Origin of the sequence: Corynebacterium sp. Z-1, assembly GCF_031844665.1 — a bacterium.
Lineage (GTDB): Bacteria > Actinomycetota > Actinomycetes > Mycobacteriales > Mycobacteriaceae > Corynebacterium > Corynebacterium sanguinis.
This window is the reverse complement of the sequence record NZ_CP134621.1, coordinates 1,993,507-2,007,579: the sequence shown is the minus strand read 5'-3', so window position 1 is coordinate 2,007,579 and position 14,073 is coordinate 1,993,507. Positions and strand designations below refer to the sequence as shown.

The window sequence follows — 14,073 nt, the reverse complement described above, 5'->3', positions numbered from 1 at the left end:
GCCGACTGCGCAATGTGGACTGCGCAATTTAGCTGAGCGGGCCTGTTGCGACCAGGGACTTTGCTGGTGCAGATTCGCTATATTGCGCAGTCCAAACTGCGCGGACGTGTTGGGGCAACCTGAGACCTACGGCAAGCGCACCGTTGCTGCTTGTGGGGCGATCGAGACTCGTGTTCCTTGCCGCGTGCGCGGCGGAGCCGACTGCGCAATGGGCATTGCGCAATTTACCTGAGCGGCCTACCCACGAACAGGGACTTTGCTAGTACAGATTCCCTAAATCGCGCAGTCCAAACCGCGCACACGCGCAGATCCACCCGGTCAACACGAACCACACCCGCTCAGACCCAACCAGCCGCGCCAACAAACCCCCGCGCGCCGAACCCGAGGCAGGAGCGCTGGCGCAGTACTCTAAAGCACTATGTACCGCGTATTCGAAGCTCTCGATGAACTTGTCCAGACCGTGGAGCAGGCCTACGGCGTGCCGATGACTTCCAACTGCATGGTGCCGCGCAACGAGGTGCTCGCACTTCTTGACGACATCCGCAACGCTTACCCCGTCGAGATCGACGACGCCCAGGACGTGCTGGACAACCAGGACGAGATCCTGCGCGGGGCCCAGGAGCGCGCCGACGCGATCGTCGGCGGCGCCGAGGCCGAGGCGCGCGAGATTATGTCCGACGTCCAAACCCGCACTGAGGACATGCTTTCCGACGCCCAGTCGCGCGCGACCCTGCTCGTCGCCAACGCCGAGGAGGACGCGGAGCTGACCGTCACTCGCGCGCGCGAGGAGGCGGACTCGACCATCGCCGGCGCGCAGCGCGAGGCGGAGCGCCTGATCCAGAACGGCAACCAGGAGTACCAGCGCTCGGTTGAACAGGGCCTGGCGGAGCAGGAGCGTCTGATCTCGGAATCAGAGGTCATGCGTCGCGCCGACGAAGAGGCGCACCGCCTGGTTGAGCAGGCGCACTCGGAATCCTCGCGCTTGCGCGCCGAGTGCGATAGCTACGTTGATTCGAAGCTCGCCGATTTCGAGGAATCACTTTCTTCTGTGTTGCGCACGGTCTCCTCTGACCGCTCCGCGCTCCGTCGCGGCGCCGGGGCTTCTGGAGCGGCTGGCGAGCGCTACGATCGCCCGCGCTCGGGTGAGCGGATTGAGCGCGTCGAGCGCCGCGAGCGGGTGCGCCGCCCGCGTAACGACGGCTCCGGCTCGGAGCTCGATTACTAGTTCCCGTTCATCGTTGTAGGGTGGTGGCTGTTATGGCTAATCCTTTTGTCTTTAACGTCGCCGAAGCAGTTCACGGAGATGGTCTTCCGGTCACCACAACGCAGACGGGGCCCTCGCCGTCACGCATCGGCCCGGAAATGATTGCCCTGCCCGAGGGCGCCGAAGTCACGGTCGAAGCGACGATCACCCCGCTCGGCTCGGGCGTGCTCGTCGATGCCACCGCCACCGGCACCCTCGAGGGCGAGTGCGTGCGCTGCCTGGCCAGGCTGACCCCGGATTTTTCCGCGACGGTGAACCAGGTCTTTTCCGCCTCCGACGACTTCATCGTCGGCGCAGACGATGACGACCAGGACAAGGGCTCCGGCGACGAGATCATGGCCGTCGTCGACGATACGGTCGACCTTGAACAGGCGTTTATCGACGAGATGGGCATGACCCTGCCGTTCAACCCGGTCTGCGAGCCCGAGTGCGTCAACGCGGGTGAGGTGCCCAGCCCGGACGGGATCTCGGGCGAGGAGGAGCGGGTTGATCCGCGCTGGGCCGGATTGGAGAAGTTCTTGTGAGTCGCTCCCGCCGCACCAAAATAACCGGCGAGGACGCGTGGAACGAGGCATTCGGGCGCGTCGACCACGCCCCGCTGCTCGCCGCCCTCGGCGTCGAGGTTGAGCCCGAGATCCTGCGTCTGGCGCTGACGCACCGCTCGTTTGCCAACGAGCACGGTCCGCTGCCCAACAACGAGCGCCTCGAGTTCCTCGGTGATGCCGTGCTCGGCCTGTCCGTGGCGAACAGCCTCTACGAGCGTTTTCCTTCGCGTCCTGAGTCGGACATTTCGAAGATGCGGGCGTCGATAGTTTCGCGCTATGGCCTGGCGGATGTGGCGCGCGAGATTGGCCTCGGGGCGCATGTGCTGCTGGGCAAGGGCGAGGAGGTCACGGGTGGCCGTGACAAGGACTCGATCCTGGCGGATACCACCGAGGCCCTGTTCGGCGCGATCTACCGCCAGCACGGTTTCGAGCCCGCGCGCGACGTCGTGCTGCGGCTGTTTGAATCGAAGCTGGAGAGCGCGACGGCCACGGGCCGCCACCAGGACTGGAAGACGGTGCTGCAGGAGCGCCTCGCGGAGCTCAAGGCCCCGGCGGCGGAGTACCGCGCGACCTCGGTCGGCCCCGATCACGACCAGACGTTCACCGCCGACGTGTTCGTCGGCGAGCAGTCGCGCGGGCGCGGCGTTGGGCCGAACAAGAAGCTCGCGGAGCAGGAGGCGGCGCGTGTCGCGGTGGCGTTCTTGCGCGATCACCCCGAGGCCGTGGCGAGGCAGGGGTAGTGCCGGAGCTGCCTGAGGTTGAGGTGGTGCGCCGCGGCCTCGACACCCATCTTGTCGGACGGACTTTCAGCACCGTGGAGGTGCTGCACCCGCGGGCGGTGCGCGGCAACTCCGTCGACCTCCGCGAATTGCTGCCGGGCCGGCGGGTCACCGGCACGGGGCGGCGCGGCAAGTTCATGTGGCTGGCGCTTGACGACGGCGCCGCGCTCATGGTTCACCTCCGCATGAGCGGCCAAATGCTCGTCGGCTCTCCCGGCACCGCGGCGAGCCCTCACCTGCGGATTCGAGCATTGCTTGACGACGTCGAGCTGGCGTTCGTGGACCAGCGGACCTTCGGCTCCTGGCAGTACGTCTCGCTGGGCGAAGATGGCGTCCCGGAGTCGATTGGCCACATTGCGCCGGACCCGTTCGAGGCAGACTTCGACATCGTCGAGCGCGCCCGGCTCGTGCGCACGCGCAGCTCCGCGATTAAGACGGTGCTGCTCAACCAGGCGATCGTCAGCGGAATTGGCTCCATCTACGCCGACGAGGCGCTGTGGGCGGCGGGCGTAAAGCCCACGCGGCGGGCCAGGTCGCTGCGCCAGTCGGACGCGGTACGGGTGCTTGAGCATTCCCGCGACGTCATGGCCAAGGCGTTGAAACAGGGCGGGACCAGCTTCGATTCCCTCTACGTCAACGTCAACGGCGCGAGCGGGTACTTCTCACGCTCGCTCAACGCCTATGGCAGGGCGGGCCAGCCGTGCCTGCGCTGCGGCACCGAGATGCGCAAGGTTGTGGTCAATGGGCGCTCGAGCTGTTTCTGCCAGGGGTGCCAGACACTGTGAGTTATTGTGATTAGTTACACATAGCCTGGCACCCACCCGTTAAGATTTGGCGCATGGAAAAAGCATACGAGATCGTCGACGGGACGATTAACGGGTTCATCTGGAACATCGTCCCCTGGTTCCTCGTGCTGGCGGGCATCTACTTCGGGCTCCGGACGCTGTTCGTGCAGGTCCGCTTGCTGCCGTCGATGCTCCGCGCGGTCGCCGAGACCCCGAAAGGCAAGGACCGCGAGGGCCGCGACCTGGATGCGGACTACGGCGGCATCTCGGCGTTCAAGGCGTTCACCATTTCGGCCGCTTCGCGCGTGGGCACGGGAAACATCGCGGGCGTCGCGCTCGCGATCTCGATCGGCGGCCCGGGCGCGGTGTTCTGGATGTGGATGATCGCCCTGATCGGTGGAGCGACCTCGTTCGTCGAATCCACCCTGGCGCAGCTGTGGAAGACCAAAGACCCCGAGGGTAACTACCACGGCGGCCCGGCGTACTACATGACACGCGGGCTCGGCTGGAGGCCCGTGGCGATCGTCTTTTCCATCTTCCTAGCCTTCACCTACGGCTTCGTCTACAACGCGATTCAGACCAACTCCATCGTGGAAGCGGTGGGAGGCTCCCTGGGCAACAACAGCAACACTCTCAAGGGCATCGTCGCGGTTGTCATCGCCGCGCTGACCGCGGCGATCATCTTCGGTGGCGTGACCCGCATTGCGTCCGCGACGCAGGTGATCGTTCCGTTCATGGCCGGCGCCTATGTCATCATCGGTCTGATCGTGGTGATTGTGAACATCGGCGAGGTCCCGAACATGATCGCCACCATCGTCGGCAGCGCGCTTGGACTGCGTGAGGTCGCTGGCGCCACGCTGGCGATGGCGTTCATGCACGGCATGCGCCGCGGGCTCTTCTCCAACGAGGCGGGTATGGGCTCGGCACCGAATGCTGCCGCGACGGCGACCGTGTCGCACCCGGTGAAGCAGGGTCTTGTTCAGACCCTCGGCGTGTACTTCGATACCCTGTTGGTCTGTTCGATCACCGCGTTCATCGTCCTGCTCGGCCCACAGGTGACCTACGGCAAGGAAAACATCCAGGGTGCCGCGCTGACGCAGGCGGCGCTGGCTGATTCGGTCGGCGCCTGGGGCGCGCACGCGATCACCTTCATCCTGTTCTTCCTCGCGTTCTCCTCTGTGATCGGCAACTACTACCTCGCGCAGGCCAACATTGAGTATCTGACCAAGTCGAAGGCCGTGATGACCGGGTTCCGCGTGCTCGTGATCGGGTTTGTTTTCATTGGCGCGTTCGGCTCGCTGCCGCTGGTGTGGGCGCTCGGCGACACCATGGCCGGCAGCCTGGCCATTATCAACATCATCGCGATCGTCCCGCTGGGCGGTGTTGCGATCAAGCTGCTGAAGAACTTCAACGAGCAGCGCCGCCAGGGCGTCGACCCGGTCTTCCACCGCGACATGCTGCCCGAGCTGAAGAACGTCGAGTTCTGGGACGGCTCCGACCCCGTGACGCGGCGCAGCATCGAGGACCGCATCACGCTGGCGGACAATGAGTAGCGTCCGCCTCACCGCCCACGTGCACGGTCACGTTCAGGGGGTGGGTTTTCGCTGGTGGACCCGCTCGCGCGCGCTCGAGCTCGGGTTGGCGGGTTACGCGAAGAACCTTGACGACGGCCGCGTCGAGGTGGTTGCTGAAGGCGCACGTGAGGGCGTCGATAAGTTCCTGCGGCTCTTGAGGGAGCAGCCGTCGACGGCCGGGCGGCCGGGTCGGGTGGACACGGTGGTGGAGCGGTGCTCGGAGCCGAAGGGTGCGCGCGGCTTCGAGGAGCGCTAGGGCCTTCGGGCTTATACCTTGCACTGCAAAGTACTTAGGTATAGAATGTACCTGGCATTGCAAAGTAAGGAGGAGGTTATTGACACCGAAAAGACCCCCAATGACCCAGCTACGCAAGGGTGCGCTCGAACTGGCGATCCTGTCGCTGCTCGAGCGCGAGGAGCTCTACGGCGCGGCGCTTGTTGAGCGGCTCGGAAACTACCCGAGCCTCGCTGCGCCGGCCGGCACCGTGTACCCGCTTCTGAGCCGGCTGACCAGCAACAACATCGTGCAAACGCGCTGGGAGGAGTCGCCGAAGGGGCCGCCGCGCAAATACTACTCGCTAAGCGACGCCGGCACCGACGCCCTGCGCCACCTACAAGGAGACTTCCACACCCTGACCCGGGACGTCGCAGCACTGATCGGAGAGGACAAGCAATGAGCACAATTGATACATACACCGCCGCCATCGAGCGCGCGCTGGCCACCACGCGGCTTGGCCGCGCCCGCATTAACGCGATCGTGGGGGAGCAGCGGGACCTGCTGGAAGAGCTTGCGTCGGACGGAGCATCGCTTAGCGATGAGCTCGGGACCCCACGCGACTACGCCGCGAGCGTGGCGCGGGAGTACGAGGGCGTGGGATACGACGACCACGGCCGGCGCACCACCCCGTTCGGCGCGCTGTTCGCTTCCTCGCGCCGGAGGATTTTCGACCCCGAGGACGAGAAGATTCTCCAACCGCACCTGATGGGCCTGGGTTGGTCCATCAACTGGGGTGCCGTCGCCGTCAAGGCCGGGTGGCTGCGCCCCGATGACCTCGACGCCACGACCCTGGCCAACACGCCCGCGGCTGCCCGGGTCGCGGCGTGGCTGACGCCGGTTGCGCTGACGGCGGGCGCCGTCACGGTGGCGCGCAGGGCCGGGGCGTCCGGCGTCGGGCCCGCGCTGGCGCTCGCCGCGAGCATGGCGCTGCCGATTGCATCGCTGAAGCATAGAGACGTCCGCGACGAGCTCGCCGGGATCTCGCTGGCCACCCTGCTCAGCGCCGCTGGTCTCGCCCGCGCGGTATCGGAGACCCCTCGTGCAGGAGGACGCTTACAGGCGGCCGCGGTGTTTGCGGCTGGGTTTGCGCTTTCCGGGGCGGTGGTTGTGGTGCCCCTCGTGGGGGCGGCGCGGGGTTAGCTTCCCCCCTAAACCCGGACGGGTAAATGTCACGCAAAAACGGCCGTTTTGGGCGCGTTCTTAGGTCTCCGAGTTTAGGTTGAAGGGGTGTGTGAACCCACCCGTGTCCTAGAATCCGAACAATGCACCTGAAATCGCTCACGCTTAAGGGGTTTAAGTCCTTCGCGTCGGCGACGACGATGAAGTTCGAGCCGGGTATTTGTGCTGTTGTGGGGCCTAACGGTTCGGGCAAGTCGAACGTCGTCGACGCGTTGGCGTGGGTGATGGGCGAGCAGGGGGTGAAAAACCTGCGTGGCGGGAAGATGGAGGACGTCATTTTCGCGGGCGCGGGGGAGCGTAAGCCTTTGGGCCGCGCGGAGGTGACGCTGACCTTTGACAATACGGATAAGCGGCTACCTATTGACTACACGGATGTGGCGATTACGCGGCGGATGTTCCGCGACGGCGCGTCCGAGTACGAGGTCAATGGGTCGAAGGCCCGCCTGATGGATATCCAGGAGTTGCTGTCGGATTCGGGCATTGGCCGTGAGATGCACATCATCGTTGGCCAAGGCAAGCTCGCGGAGATCCTGGAATCACGCCCGGAGGAGCGCCGCGCCTTCATCGAGGAAGCCGCCGGCGTGCTCAAGCACCGCCGCCGCAAAGAGAAGGCGCAGCGCAAGCTCACCGGGATGCAGGCGAACCTCGATCGCCTCACCGATCTTACCGAGGAGCTGGGCAAGCAGCTCGCCCCCTTGGCCCGGCAGGCGGAAACGGCCCAGCGCGCGGCGAGCGTGCAGGCGACGGTGCGCGAGGCCCGCCTTATCCTCGCGGCCGATGAGGTGCTCACTCTTCGCGCGAAGCGTGACGACGCCTCCTCCAACGCCGCGCTTGTCACCGCCAAGGTTGAAGCCGTCGCCGCAGAACTGGAAGAAGCTGAGGCGCAGCAGGAGGCCGTTGAGGCCCGCCAGCGGGAGGTTGAGCCGGCGGCCGAGGAGGCGCAGCAGCTGTGGTTTACGCTGTCTACGCTGGCCGAGCGCGTGAGCGCCACGGTGCGCATTGCTTCGGAGCGCGCCGCGAACTCGGTCGGGCAGACCACCTACCACGGCCAAGACCCGGACGACCTGTTGGCGCGGGCAAGCGTGGCCGACGAGCAGTACGCCGAGGCGCTGGAGCGCGCCGAGGAGGCGGCGGAGAAGCTCGAATCGATCCGGGAGGAGATCGCCGAGCGCCGTGAGGTCTTCGACGCCGCGGAGCGCGAGCACCTCGCGCAGGTGCGCGCGATCGCGGACCGCCGCGAGGGCGTGGTGCGCCTGCTGGCGCAGGAGGAAAGCCAGCTTGCCGCCGTCGCCGCCGCCGAAGAGGAGATTTCCCGGATCGAGGAAGCACTGGGCGAGACCCGCCAGCGCGCGCACGTCGCCGCGAGGGAGGCCGAGGAGCTGGCCCGCGCCATTACCGGTGACGGCGAGCAGCGTGATGAGCTTTACCAGGCCCACGTGCGCGCGGCCGCGGAGTCGGACGCGGCCGATAAGCGCCTCGAGCAGCTGCGCGCGGCACAGCGGGAGCGCGAGCGCACGGTGTTTACGTTGGAGTCGCGCATCGCCACCCTGTCCGAGCAGGCTCCGAAGCAGGCTGCCGCGGACGCGCTCGGCGGCGATATCGGCGTGTTGGCGGGGCTGATCAGCGCTGATCAGGGCGTCGCTAAGGCGCTTGCCGCGGCTCTGGGCCCGTTCGCGGAAGCGCTCGTCGGGGCGGGGGACGTGGCGGATGCGTTGGCTCAGGCCGAGCGTGCCATCGTGGTGGATCCGGTTGGCGGCAGCACCTGGCGGATGGACACCGACGCGCCCGTCGACTGGCTGCTCGACCACGTCCGCCTCGACCCGTCGATCGCGGGGCCGCTCACGCGCGTGCTTGTCGACGTCGCCCTCGCCGACACAGTCGAGGAAGCTAGGTGCATCGTCGCGGACGACCCACGCCTGCGGGCGGTCACGCGCACCGGGGTGCTTGCCGGCGAGGGCTGGATCGCCGCCGGCACCGGGCAGGTGTCGACCGTCGAGGTCTCCGCGCGCATCGAGCGCGCCGCGGCGGAGCTGGAGACCGCGCGCGCCGGGCTGCGCGAGCTCTCCGGAACGCTCGAAGGCGCCAAGCTGTCGGCCGAGGAGGCGCGGGTGGCCGCGGCGAGCGCGAAGGCGGCGCTGCGCGAGCACGATGCGACTCTGGAGGCGACCCGCCGCGAGGCGCAGCGCGCGGCGCAACACCGCGACGCCCAGCGCGCCGAGCACGAGCGCGCAGCGCAGCGCGCCACCGATGCCGAGGCGCGTCTACGCAGCCGCCAGGAGGAGCTTGCCGAGACCCGCGATCGCCTGTCGCGCATCGACTCGGACTCCACCGAGGCAGACGAGCCTTCAAGCGCCGAGCGCGATCGGGCCCAGGCCGCGCTGACCGAGGTCACGGCACTAGAGATGGAGGCCACGCTGTCGGCGCGCACCGCGCAGCAGACGGCGGAGACAGCGGCGGGCAAGGGCGACGCGCTGCGTCGTCAGGCGGAGCACGAGCGGGCGGCGAAGGCGCGCTTTCTGGCGGGCGTCGCCAAGCAGAAGGCGCAGGCCGAGCTAGCCGCGACGGTCGCCGAGCACGCGCGGGTTCTCGCTGGGCGCGTTGGCGATGCGGTGGCGCGGGCCGCGGCGCGCCGCGACGAGCTCTCTGCCGAGGTCGCGCAACTTCGAGGCCGCGCGCAGCAGGCGAAACAGCAGGTCAGCGCGACGCGGCAGCAGCTGAGCCGGCTGACGGACAGCGCGCACGCCGCCGACATCGCCCGCGAGCAGGCGCAGGTGCGCATCGATGAGGCCGAGGCGAAGGCCACCGAATCCCTCGGCATCGCGATCGCCGACCTTCTCGCCCAGCACAGCCCCGGCGAGGGCTTCGACCGCGCCGCCGAGCGGGCGCGCCTCGCGCAGGCGGAAAAGGACCTGCGCGCGCTCGGCAAGGTCAACCCGCTGGCGCTGGAGGAGTACAAGGCACTCGAGGAGCGCTACTCGTTTTTGAGTACCCAGCTTGACGACGTCAACCAGGCGCGCAGGGACCTGCTCGGCGTGATCAATGACGTCGACGATCAGATCCTGAAGCTGTTTACGGATGCGTGGGCGGACGTCGAAAAGCAATTCCCCGCGGTGTTTGGCACGCTGTTTCCGGGCGGGGAGGCGCGGCTGATCCTCACCGAGCCCGGCGACATGCTCGCCACCGGCATCGAGATCGAAGCGCGCCCGCCCGGCAAGCGAGTCAAGCGGCTCTCTCTGCTCTCGGGCGGGGAGAAGTCTCTGACTGCGCTGGCGTTTCTCGTGGCCATCTTCCGCGCCCGCCCCAGCCCCTTCTACGTGCTCGACGAGGTCGAGGCGGCGCTTGACGACGTCAACCTGCGCCGGCTCATCGCGCTACTCGAAGAACTTCGCCGCGACTCGCAGCTGATCGTGATCACGCACCAGAAGCCCACGATGGACGTGGCCAACGTGCTCTATGGCGTCACGATGCGCGGCGACGGGGTCACCCGCGTGATCTCGCAGCGGATGAGCCCCGCCAGTTCCTAGTTGTCGCGGACCAGCTTCAGTGCGCCCTGTGCACCGGCGACGTAGAGGGTGTCCTCGCCGACGGTGTAGAAGCCGGTGCCGTTGCGAAACGCCTCGGTGACCGCGCCCTCGTAGGCCATGGTGTCGCAGGCCATGCGAGTGACCGGGAGGCTCGTGGTGGTGTAGGCGCCGGTGTCCACGTTCGGGTGGATGGCGGTGCCGTAGCCGTTGCAGGGGCCGCCCTCAACGCGGAAGCCCTCCATGCTGCCCTGCGGGACGAAGCTGACGCGGATGCCGTCGACGGCAGGCTGGGGGACCCAGGTGCTGTTCATGACGTGGAGCAGCGTCTCACCGGTGGCCGGGGTGGCGTCGGCGGGCAGGTCAACGATCTCGGGGACAGCAGAATAGTCGGTAGTCACGTATGTGTCGGGTGTAGTCGGGGTGGACGAGTATGCGGACGCGTTGGTCAGGGGAGCGCAGGCCGCGAGGAACGCGACAGAGCCGGCGCCGATGAGCTTGAACACGTTGTGTCGATTGGTCATGCCTTTTACGCAACCACCGCCGGCCGTGCGAGCGCTATACACAAAAGTATCCAATTGGCTGGCACTATGGAGGGCATGAACACGACTCTCATTTGGATCCTGATCGCCATTGTGGTGATCGCCCTGATCATCGTCGGAATCGTGGTGATCGGTAACAGCCGCAAGAAGTCGAAGACCATCTCCTTCGACAAACCCGCAGATCAGGCCCCGAAAGAACTGACGCAGCAGGAGAAATCAGGAAACTACCAGGCCAAGGGCGGATTCGCCTTCGCACCGGCGGTGGTCCCCGAGCCGGTGCGCGTGGACAATCCCGTTGAGCCCGCCGAACCCGCGCCGGGCGGCTCGACCGCGATGTCGCAGCTCAACGAGCAGCTCGCTCAAGAACCAGTCGCCGCTCCGGAGCCTGAGATTGAACTGAGCGATGATGCGGCCGACGCAGTGGAAGAGCTCAACGACGACGTGGTCGAGGAGGGCGTCGAGAAGCCTGCTGTCGACGGCCTGTCGGAGGACGGCCGCGACCTCGTGGAGGAGGCGTTCGAAGCTGAGCAGCCCCTTGATGAGGACCCGGGGAAGGACTCGGAGGCGGAGGAGGCCGCCAACATCGCTGCGGTCACCGCCGAGGTGGCTGACGCCGCGCGCCAGGAGGGGGCTGAAGTTTCGGAGGAGGCGATCGTCGATACGCCCGCGGCGAGCGAGCCGATCGACGAGATCGCCCCGGCCGCGGGCCGCATTGGCAAGCTGCGCGGGCGCCTGTCGCGCTCGCAGAACGCCATCGGCCAGGGCCTGCTGGGCATCCTGACCGCGGGCGACCTCGACGAGGACGCCTGGGAGGAGATCGAAGACACGCTGATCATGGCCGATCTGGGCACCCAGCTCACGCTGAAGGTGACCGAGTCGCTGCGCGCCAAGATCGCCGAGCGGGGTGTGAGCAGCGAAGCCGAGGCCCGCGCCATGCTGCGCGAAGCGCTGATCGAGGCCGCTCACCCCGAGATGGATCGTTCGATCAAGGCGATGCCCAACGAGGGAAAGCCCGCCGTGATCCTGGTCGTGGGGGTCAACGGCACGGGCAAGACGACCACCACCGGCAAGCTCGCCCGCGTGCTGGTGTCCATGGGCCACTCGGTGGTGCTCGGGGCGGCCGATACATTCCGCGCCGCGGCGGCGGATCAGCTGGAAACGTGGGGGCGCCGCGTGGGTGCCTCCACCGTGCGCGGCAAGGAGGGCGCGGACCCGGCATCGGTCGCCTTCGATGCGGTGGCTACGGGTGTGGACCAGGGTGCTGACGTGGTTCTGGTCGATACCGCAGGGCGCCTGCACACGGCGACCGGCCTGATGGATCAGCTGGGCAAGGTCAGGCGCGTGGTGGAGAAGAAGTCGCATGTCGACGAGGTGCTGCTGGTCCTCGACGCCACGGTGGGGCAAAACGGAATCACCCAGGCGCGCGTGTTCCGCGAGGTCGTCAACATCACCGGCGTGGTGCTGACCAAGCTCGACGGGACGGCCAAGGGCGGAATCGTTTTCCAGGTCCAGGAAGAGCTCGGCGTGCCGGTCAAGCTCGTCGGACTGGGAGAGGGCGCCGACGACCTCGCGCCGTTCGAGGTGGAAAGCTTCGTCGACGCGCTGCTCGGTTAACTCCTCCCAGCTAAACCGAACCCGCCTCCCAGCTCGGGTGGCGGGTTTTGTGATGTCTGTCGCATTCTGGGTTTTCCACTTTCGTTCCCTATATCTGTCGTTCTACAGTAAACACGGTCCAAACTGTCGACCGATAGATTTATTGAGAGGTGAAAACTGTGGAAGCTGACCAAATGGCAGTCATTGCAGGCAATTCGAGCTGGATGCTGATATCGGCGTCCCTTGTTCTGCTGATGACCCCCGCGCTGGCGCTGTTCTACGGCGGAATGTCCTCGCGCCGCAGCGTGCTCAACATGATGATGATGTCTTTCACCAGCCTCGGCATTGTCACGATCGTGTACGTGCTGTGGGGCTGGTCCATGTCGTACGGCACGCAATCCATTGGCGGGGTGTTCGCCAACCCCTTCGAGTTCTTCGGCCTGGCCAACGCCATCGTCGACGCCGAGGGTAACTACATTGAAGGTGCCACCGGTTACGCCAACGTCATTGACATTGGCTTCCAGCTCACCTTCGCCGTGATCTCCACCGCGATCATCTCCGGCGCGGTTGCAAGCCGTGTCAAGATCGGCTCCTGGGTGGTCTTCGCCGCCCTGTGGTCGACCCTGGTCTACTTCCCGCTCGCTCACATGGTGTGGGGTGGCGGCCTGCTCGGCCATGCGGAAGGCTCCATCGCGGCGCGCCTGTTCGGCGTCGTCGACGGCGAAGCCGCAGTCTCACCGATCGACTTCGCTGGCGGCACCGTCGTTCACATCTCCGCCGGCACCGCAGCGCTCGTGCTCGCGCTGGTCATCGGGCGCCGCCAGGGCTTCCCGACGTCCAACTCACGCCCCCACAACCTCCCGCTCGTCATGATCGGCGCGGCCCTGCTGTGGTTCGGCTGGTTCGGTTTCAACGGCGGCTCCGCGTTCGCGGCCGACGGCCTCGCCGGCATGGCGTGGATCAACACCACCGCCGCAGCGGCCGCAGCCATGATGGGCTGGTTGCTCATTGAGAAGCTTCGCGACGGCTACGCCACCTCCCTCGGCGCTTCCTCCGGCATTGTCGCCGGACTGGTTGCCATCACCCCCGCGGCCGGCGACCTCGCCCCCGTCTCCTCGCTGATTCTCGGTTTCATCGGCGGCGTGCTCGCATGCTTCGGCGTCGGCCTGAAATACGTGCTCAACTACGACGACTCCCTCGACGTGGTCGGAGTGCACCTCGTCGCCGGCCTGTGGGGCACCATTGGCCTGGCGTTCTTCGCCGGCGATCGCGGCATCTTCACCGGTGACGTCACCGAGGGCTTCAAGCTCCTCGGTATCCAGATCATCATCGCGCTGGTGTCCATGGTCTTCGCGGGCGTGATCACTCTGGTGATCGCGCTGGCGATCAAGTACACGATGGGTTGGAGGGTCACCCGCGAGGAAGAGTTCGAAGGCGTCGACTACTCCGTGCACCGCGAGACCGGATACGACTTCGGCGGCCCCGGCATGCGCCCGGGTGGTGTGCCTGCCGGCAACAAGTCCGCGGCAGAACTCGGCCTCAACGAGGCCCGCGGAGACCACCACAACACCCAGCACCCCCGCGGCGACGCTGACGCGGCCGCTTCGCGCAAAATTGAGCCGAAGGTATAAGGAGAAGTCATGAAACTCATCACTGCAGTGGTCAAGCCGTTCACCGTGGTCTACATCATGGAGGCGCTTGAAGAAATCGGCGTGTGCGGTATCACCGTCACCGATGCGCAGGGCCGCGGTCGGCAGGGCGGCAACGTGGAGTACTACCGCGGCGCGAAGTACTCCTCGCCGTTCGTGGCTAAAGCAAAGGTCGAGGTCCTCGTGACGGACGACCAGGTGGACTCGGCCGTCGACACGCTCGTGAAAAGCGCTTATACCGGCGAGGTCGGCGACGGCAAGGTGTGGGTGAGCTCGATTGACAGCGTCGTGCGCGTGCGCACGGGCGAAAAGGACGATCAAGCCATCTAGAAGGGGAGGCAGAGAATTCTGCATCGCGGGGATAC

The 14,073-nt window shown here is 66.6% G+C and carries 13 protein-coding genes; 12 read left to right on the top strand and 1 reads right to left on the bottom strand.

Features of this window, described 5'->3' with window-relative positions; all coding sequences use genetic code 11:
• Positions 1-418 precede the first annotated feature (418 nt).
• The 9 genes from RIU96_RS09775 to smc all read left to right on the top strand — a co-directional run bounded on the left by RIU96_RS09775 (position 419) and on the right by smc (position 9,927).
• Positions 419-1,225: a F0F1 ATP synthase subunit B family protein gene (locus tag RIU96_RS09775; RefSeq protein WP_144689117.1), complete on the top strand. Its 807-nt coding sequence runs from the start codon at positions 419-421 to the stop codon at positions 1,223-1,225.
• A 32-nt stretch (positions 1,226-1,257) separates the two neighbouring features.
• Entirely contained in the window at positions 1,258-1,788 is a 531-nt protein-coding gene (locus tag RIU96_RS09770) for a YceD family protein (protein ID WP_311204913.1), read from the top strand.
• Positions 1,785-2,549, top strand: coding sequence for a ribonuclease III (gene rnc / locus RIU96_RS09765; RefSeq protein WP_311204912.1), 765 nt, complete (start codon positions 1,785-1,787; stop codon positions 2,547-2,549). The genes RIU96_RS09770 and rnc overlap by 4 nt, the downstream gene beginning before the upstream one ends.
• Positions 2,549-3,373, top strand: a complete 825-nt coding sequence (mutM, locus tag RIU96_RS09760) for a bifunctional DNA-formamidopyrimidine glycosylase/DNA-(apurinic or apyrimidinic site) lyase (protein ID WP_311204911.1) — start codon at positions 2,549-2,551, stop codon at positions 3,371-3,373. Before rnc ends, mutM begins: the two co-directional genes overlap by 1 nt.
• Positions 3,374-3,426: 53 nt before the next feature.
• Positions 3,427-4,926, top strand: coding sequence for an alanine/glycine:cation symporter family protein (locus tag RIU96_RS09755; RefSeq protein ID WP_144689113.1), 1,500 nt, complete (start codon positions 3,427-3,429; stop codon positions 4,924-4,926).
• Positions 4,919-5,203: an acylphosphatase gene (locus tag RIU96_RS09750; protein ID WP_144689112.1), complete on the top strand. Its 285-nt coding sequence runs from the start codon at positions 4,919-4,921 to the stop codon at positions 5,201-5,203. The genes RIU96_RS09755 and RIU96_RS09750 overlap by 8 nt, the downstream gene beginning before the upstream one ends.
• 100 nt (positions 5,204-5,303) lie before the next feature.
• Positions 5,304-5,624, top strand: a complete 321-nt coding sequence (locus RIU96_RS09745) for a PadR family transcriptional regulator (RefSeq protein ID WP_144689111.1) — start codon at positions 5,304-5,306, stop codon at positions 5,622-5,624.
• Entirely contained in the window at positions 5,621-6,364 is a 744-nt protein-coding gene (locus RIU96_RS09740; RefSeq protein ID WP_144689110.1) for a hypothetical protein, read from the top strand. Before RIU96_RS09745 ends, RIU96_RS09740 begins: the two co-directional genes overlap by 4 nt.
• A gap of 122 nt (positions 6,365-6,486) precedes the next feature.
• Entirely contained in the window at positions 6,487-9,927 is a 3,441-nt protein-coding gene (gene smc / locus RIU96_RS09735) for a chromosome segregation protein SMC (protein ID WP_311204910.1), read from the top strand.
• Here smc and RIU96_RS09730 read toward each other — a convergent pair.
• Positions 9,924-10,448, bottom strand: a complete 525-nt coding sequence (locus RIU96_RS09730) for an META domain-containing protein (RefSeq protein ID WP_311204909.1) — start codon at positions 10,446-10,448, stop codon at positions 9,924-9,926. The two genes, smc and RIU96_RS09730, sit on opposite strands and share 4 nt — an antisense overlap.
• A 66-nt stretch (positions 10,449-10,514) precedes the next feature.
• Between RIU96_RS09730 and ftsY the strand changes: the two genes are divergently transcribed.
• From ftsY to RIU96_RS09715, 3 genes are all read left to right on the top strand, one after another.
• Complete coding sequence (ftsY, locus tag RIU96_RS09725; protein WP_144740730.1) at positions 10,515-12,080, top strand: signal recognition particle-docking protein FtsY; 1,566 nt, start codon at positions 10,515-10,517, stop codon at positions 12,078-12,080.
• Between the two features lie 173 nt (positions 12,081-12,253).
• Positions 12,254-13,690, top strand: a complete 1,437-nt coding sequence (locus RIU96_RS09720; RefSeq protein WP_006840039.1) for an ammonium transporter — start codon at positions 12,254-12,256, stop codon at positions 13,688-13,690.
• A gap of 9 nt (positions 13,691-13,699) precedes the next feature.
• The gene (locus RIU96_RS09715) at positions 13,700-14,038 is read left to right on the top strand and encodes a P-II family nitrogen regulator (protein ID WP_006840040.1); all 339 of its coding nucleotides are present in this window, start codon (positions 13,700-13,702) and stop codon (positions 14,036-14,038) included.
• Positions 14,039-14,073 lie beyond the last annotated feature (35 nt).

Bases quoted from the DNA above. Each gene is read 5' to 3' on its own strand.
- RIU96_RS09775 (WP_144689117.1), top strand. From the start codon at position 419: ATGTACCGCGTATTCGAAGCTCTCGATGAACTTGTCCAGACCGTGGAG.
- RIU96_RS09770 (WP_311204913.1), top strand. From the start codon at position 1,258: ATGGCTAATCCTTTTGTCTTTAACGTCGCCGAAGCAGTTCACGGAGAT.
- RIU96_RS09755 (WP_144689113.1), top strand. From the start codon at position 3,427: ATGGAAAAAGCATACGAGATCGTCGACGGGACGATTAACGGGTTCATC.
- RIU96_RS09750 (WP_144689112.1), top strand. From the start codon at position 4,919: ATGAGTAGCGTCCGCCTCACCGCCCACGTGCACGGTCACGTTCAGGGG.
- RIU96_RS09745 (WP_144689111.1), top strand. From the start codon at position 5,304: ATGACCCAGCTACGCAAGGGTGCGCTCGAACTGGCGATCCTGTCGCTG.
- RIU96_RS09740 (WP_144689110.1), top strand. From the start codon at position 5,621: ATGAGCACAATTGATACATACACCGCCGCCATCGAGCGCGCGCTGGCC.
- smc (WP_311204910.1), top strand. From the start codon at position 6,487: ATGCACCTGAAATCGCTCACGCTTAAGGGGTTTAAGTCCTTCGCGTCG.
- RIU96_RS09730 (WP_311204909.1), bottom strand. From the start codon at position 10,448: ATGACCAATCGACACAACGTGTTCAAGCTCATCGGCGCCGGCTCTGTC.
- ftsY (WP_144740730.1), top strand. From the start codon at position 10,515: ATGGAGGGCATGAACACGACTCTCATTTGGATCCTGATCGCCATTGTG.
- RIU96_RS09720 (WP_006840039.1), top strand. From the start codon at position 12,254: ATGGCAGTCATTGCAGGCAATTCGAGCTGGATGCTGATATCGGCGTCC.
- RIU96_RS09715 (WP_006840040.1), top strand. From the start codon at position 13,700: ATGAAACTCATCACTGCAGTGGTCAAGCCGTTCACCGTGGTCTACATC.